The 5,084-nt window shown below is 44.1% G+C and carries 5 protein-coding genes; 2 read left to right on the forward strand and 3 right to left on the reverse strand.

The window, feature by feature from the left end:
* The first annotated feature begins 481 nt into the window (after positions 1-481).
* Positions 482-886, forward strand: a complete 405-nt coding sequence (locus P5683_RS18730; RefSeq protein WP_315640864.1) for a hypothetical protein — start codon at positions 482-484, stop codon at positions 884-886.
* Between the two features lie 91 nt (positions 887-977).
* On the opposite strand, the gene gyrB is transcribed toward P5683_RS18730, so the two are convergent.
* On the reverse strand, positions 978-2,915 hold the full coding sequence (gene gyrB, locus P5683_RS18735; protein WP_006623560.1) for a DNA topoisomerase (ATP-hydrolyzing) subunit B: 1,938 nt from the start codon (positions 2,913-2,915) through the stop codon (positions 978-980).
* A 121-nt stretch (positions 2,916-3,036) separates the two neighbouring features.
* On the opposite strand from gyrB, the gene miaA reads away from it, so the two are divergent.
* Positions 3,037-4,002 (forward strand): tRNA (adenosine(37)-N6)-dimethylallyltransferase MiaA, encoded by a 966-nt coding sequence (gene miaA, locus P5683_RS18740; RefSeq protein ID WP_006623559.1) that lies wholly within the window; start codon positions 3,037-3,039, stop codon positions 4,000-4,002.
* A gap of 165 nt (positions 4,003-4,167) precedes the next feature.
* Here miaA and P5683_RS18745 read toward each other — a convergent pair whose 3' ends face one another.
* The gene (locus P5683_RS18745) at positions 4,168-4,653 is read right to left on the reverse strand and encodes an apolipoprotein A1/A4/E family protein (protein ID WP_241081009.1); all 486 of its coding nucleotides are present in this window, start codon (positions 4,651-4,653) and stop codon (positions 4,168-4,170) included.
* A 150-nt stretch (positions 4,654-4,803) separates the two neighbouring features.
* On the reverse strand, positions 4,804-4,944 hold the full coding sequence (locus P5683_RS18750) for a hypothetical protein (protein ID WP_006623557.1): 141 nt from the start codon (positions 4,942-4,944) through the stop codon (positions 4,804-4,806).
* Positions 4,945-5,084 lie beyond the last annotated feature (140 nt).

Genomic DNA, 5,084 nt, shown 5'->3' on the forward strand with positions numbered 1-5,084 from the left:
TTCTTATACCATATTGCCCTAAAATATTAACCTAATTTGAGATTAAATCATGCTCTCTCTCTGGTTTAAGGAAGATCCAAAAATGAGTTCTTTAATCTAACTCCCATTGGCTTCCTTACAGAGGGCTACCTAATTACTGTTAAGAATTGTTACGATTTTATTGATAATTACTGCCAAAAGGTTGACGAAATTATAGGGGTTGTAGTACCATATAAGAAATAGCACCAAAGGGGCTACTGTGTCTAATGCCAAAAATAGAGGCTAAAACCACCATTGCGTCGCCCACTTGATAATTTGCTGACCAGATTTTAAAACTGGCGATGCACGAGTTTTCAGTAATTTAGGGTCTTTCCAAATTTACCCTCTTGACAAAAAACCAAATTTCTGCTACAGACTCAGACAGCGATAATCCCAAAAATTGACTTAGCACTCCCCCAAACCTATAATTTTTAACACTGATGAATATTAACTACCTTTTGCCATTTCTAAACATGGAGAAATCGGCAAAGTTTATCGGTCGGGAATAGATAAGGCTTCCCATGTTTGTGGTGCTTTAGAAGCAATTGTTAAGGAGTTAGAATCTGGTTATCTGCAATTAATGACCGATATGCAGGATATTGAGCAATCTATCATCCGTCAAAAAATCATTTTGGCGCTTAAATATGGGGATAAACCTAATCTAGTAGAAATCACTCAGTTAGCTAGTAAAATTATTTCAGAATATGTAGAAAAGTTGTTATCTCCGGTGGATAATTTCGTGTTTAATTATGGGGTTATGACGGGGATTCAGATTCACGGCCCGATGGATACTCATTGGATTTATCCCCATGATTTTTATCTAGTTAGTTCTCAGTTACCAGGAGGCAAGAAAAACCTATTTTTGTAGGTTGATAGCAGCTAACCCACGGGTGAACTGGAAAGAACTGATGCGATCGCTTTCAAAAACTCAGCACATCAGTTCTCAGGCGGCGGGAAAATTAGATATCCAAATCAGTGATATCCAAACGAGGAGCATGATCCTCGATAAACTGGCGACGAGGCGCAACCCGATCGCCCATTAACACGGTAAAGATGTGGTCAGCCTCCGCCGCATCCTCAATTTCCACCCGTTTAATGCTGCGAGTTTCCGGGTTCATCGTTGTGTCCCAGAGTTGATTCGGCATCATTTCCCCCAAACCTTTAAACCGTTGGATGGTATAATTAGCATTATCGGGGAACTCAGCCAATTGTTGCTGCAATTGTTGCTCATTATAGCAATAGTAGTGATTGCGTCCCCTTTCCACCTTATAAAGAGGCGGACAGGCGATATAAATAAAACCCTGATCAACCAACTCTCGCTGATAGCGATAGAAAAAGGTTAACAGCAAAGTCCGAATATGAGCGCCATCAACATCAGCATCAGTCATAATGATCACTTTGTGATAGCGCAACTGAGACGGGTCAAACTCCTCCCCCTTAATACCCAATCCCAAAGCGGTAATTAGTGATTGAATCTCATTATTTTTGTAGATTTTCGCATCATCGGTTTTCTCAATGTTCAGAATCTTACCACGCAGGGGTAAAATCGCCTGAGTACGGCGATCGCGTCCTTGTTTAGCGCTACCACCCGCACTATCTCCCTCAACCAAAAAGATTTCCGACTCTTCCGGGTCACGGCTGCTACAATCTGCCAACTTTCCTGGTAACGGAGAAGATTCTAACACAGATTTGCGGCGCACCAAATCCCGCGCGCGCCGTGCTGCTTCCGCCGCCTTAAAAGCCTGAATAGCCTTCTCTAAAATGGCATCAGCCACATTAGGGTTAAAATCCAGAAACTCAGTCAGAACCTCGCCGACCAGGGAATCGACAATTCCGCGAACTTCGGTATTTCCCAGCTTAGTTTTGGTTTGTCCCTCAAATTCCGGGTCAGGAACCTTAACAGAAATCACCCCAGTCAAACCTTCCCGGACATTTTCCCCCCCCAGGTTAGGCTCATTATCCTTAATCTTATTACGCTTACGGGCGATCGCATTCATGGTGCGAGTCAGAACAGTTTTCAGCCCTTCCAAATGGGTACCACCATCAACGGTGCGGATATTGTTAGCAAAACCCAAAATCGTGTCGCTGTAGGCATCAACACACCACTGTAGAGCCACTTCCACCTGAACATTATTGCGTTCACCAGACACATAAATAGTATCTTCGTGGAGAGCCTGCTTTTCCCGGTTCATGTAGGTAACATATTCCTTAATGCCCCCCTCGTAACAGTAACTCTCAACCTTAGCCTCTTCCCGTTTGAGTAACTCCAGCCTGTTATCGGTGAGAGTAATGCGTACTCCTGCATTCAGATAAGCCAGTTCCCTTAAACGGCTGGCAATGGTATCATATTCAAACTCTATCCCCGTGGTGAAAATCTTGGTATCGGGTTTAAAGCAGACAGAAGTTCCAGTTTGGGTTTCTTTGCTAGAGTGTTCCTTTACTTCTGTGACCGGAACCCCTCGCTCGTAGCGTTGAACGTATCGTTTGTGGTCTCGTAATACTGTTACTTCCACCCATTCTGATAGAGCGTTCACAACGGAGATACCCACCCCGTGTAAGCCGCCTGATACCTTATAGCCACCGCCGCCGAACTTTCCTCCTGCATGGAGAACAGTCATTACGGTTTCTAGGGCTGATCTGCCAGTTTTGGAGTGGGTGTCAATGGGGATACCTCGACCATCGTCAGTTACTCTGACGGAGTTATCTGGGTTGATCTCAACTTCGATGTGCGTGCAATAGCCAGCTAACGCCTCATCAACGGAGTTATCAACAACCTCATAAACTAAGTGGTGAAGGCCGCGCGGTCCGGTAGAACCAATATACATCCCCGGACGTTTGCGGACTGCTTCAAGACCTTCAAGAACTTGGATCTGGTCTGCTGAGTACGTGCTGGTCATCTAAAAACTGCTCCAATAATGGCGCTGAAGCCCAGGGGCTTCAAAAATGATAAATATAGCCAAAATTGTAACACAAAAGGGTTATAGACGAGATTAGGGCAGGCTAAATTAAAGTTTGGATATGGGATATACCAATCATACAATCGACGATGAGCAACTTTTCACTCCTCCAACTGGGGTGATTGTGGTTTGTGGCGCGACGGCTACGGGAAAATCGGGTTTGGCGTTAACTTTGGCTAAACGCCTGGAAACGGTGATTCTCAGTGCGGACTCACGCCAAGTATACCGGGAGTTTGACATCGGAACTGCTAAACCTACTTTAGCAGAAAGGGAACAAGTCCCCCATTATCTGATTGATATCTGCGATCCGACGGAAACCCTAACTCTAGCAGATTATCAGGATCGGGCTAATCAGTTAATTGGCCAATCCCATATATTAGCGCCACGGGGTAAGCCTTTACTTCTGGTGGGAGGAACTGGGTTATATATTAAGGCGATCGCCGCTGGTTTGAAAATTCCCAGAGTTCCACCACATCCCCAATTGCGATCGCAACTCACGGCTTTGGGTCAACCTTTCGCATACAGCCTTTTACAGCAAGTTGATCCTGTCGCCGCCCAAAAAATTCACCCTAATGATGCTGTACGCACCCTCAGAGGCTTAGAAGTTTATTATGTCACGGGACAAACCATCTCAGCCCAACAAGGAGAAAACCCCCCTAATTACCCGATTTTGCAGTTGGGTCTAACCTGTCAAGACCCACTTACCCTCACCCGTCGCATCTGCGATCGCACCGAGGCTATGATAGAATCTGGCTTGGTGGCGGAAGTGCAACGTTTAGGCGATCGCTACGGTCAAGATTTACCCCTATTGAAAACTTTAGGCTATCAAGAGATTAGCCAATACCTAGCTGGCGATATTACCCTCGCCACCGCCAAAGAATTGACAGTTTTGCATACTCGCCAATTTGCTAAACGACAAAACACCTGGTTTAAGGCTATTCCTCAAATTCACTGGTTTGATGCTGATAGTACCAACTTAATAGACCAAGTTTGGGAAACTATTAACCGTTTTTTAACTTATCATTAACCTATAGAGATTAAAGCCCCTCACTCACCCTAACTTGAGGATAAATGAGGAGTAACTTGGAAAACAAGGAGAGAATTACATCACCCTCCAATTGTATCACAAGTGATTGAGTTTTAGTGGCGGACAAACAGATTCACTAGGCTATAAGTATTTTAGCCCACTATATTAGCTATCCGCCGCATCAGAAACATCCTCAATAGTCCGTTGTGCAGACTTTTTAGCCTCTCCCACCTTTTCCTTAACCACATCGGTAGCATCTTCTAATTGTCGTTTGGCTTCCTTAGTCATATCTCCACCTTCCTGCTTAACTACATCAGCAGCATCTTCTAATTGTCGCTTGGCTTCCTTAGTCATATCTCCACCTTCTTCCTTAACTACACCCGCAGCCTCTTCCACCTTAGTCTGTACTTCTGCGGCTAGGTCTTCAAGTTCCTGACGAAAATCACTCAAGTTTTCTGCTACATCTTCCTGATACTGATCCGCTTGTGAATTATTGTAACTAGCAGTTTCAGTGTTGCTACAAGCTGCTGTCACCAATAGTAAAGTCACCGCCATTAACACCGTCACCAAATGATCTAATCTCAGAGACTTCATAAAATCAGACAATCGTTTCATCAAAAAACCCATTAAATTAACTGCAATTGTAGACAAAAAATAAGTTTATCTATCATTTAGAATCACAAATTATGGGCTATTTTGTATCTATCATAAGGTAGAAATTTGGTGATTTTATAGGTATTGATACCCGCGATTGTCTTGATACCTAGCGGGAAAATCTAACTATGTCAATTCCTCCCGTAGCTATAGCGATCGCCATGACAATTGAGAAACGGCGTGATACATACCCTGTAGATAATCTGCCATTTCCTCTATTTCTAAAGCCACAATACTATAGTCCAGTAAAACTTGACGGGTGGGGGTTTCATCTTCGCGGTTCGCCAATTCGATTAAGGGTTTTTGTGGTAGACCCTTGGGGTCAACCTGAAACTATTGCGATCGCCTAAATGTATTGGGAATAGGGGGGAGAGGTTTTTGTGGTAGACCCTTGGGGTCAACCTGAAACTATTGCGATGGCGTAACTG

Origin of the sequence: Limnospira sp. PMC 1279.21 (assembly GCF_032349615.1) — a bacterium.
In the GTDB taxonomy this organism is placed as follows: Bacteria; Cyanobacteriota; Cyanobacteriia; order Cyanobacteriales; family Microcoleaceae; genus Limnospira; species Limnospira fusiformis.

Excerpts from the sequence above, each read along its gene's own strand:
- gyrB (WP_006623560.1), bottom strand. The coding sequence starts at position 2,915 with ATGACCAGCACGTACTCAGCAGACCAGATCCAAGTTCTTGAAGGTCTT.
- miaA (WP_006623559.1), top strand. The coding sequence starts at position 3,037 with ATGGGATATACCAATCATACAATCGACGATGAGCAACTTTTCACTCCT.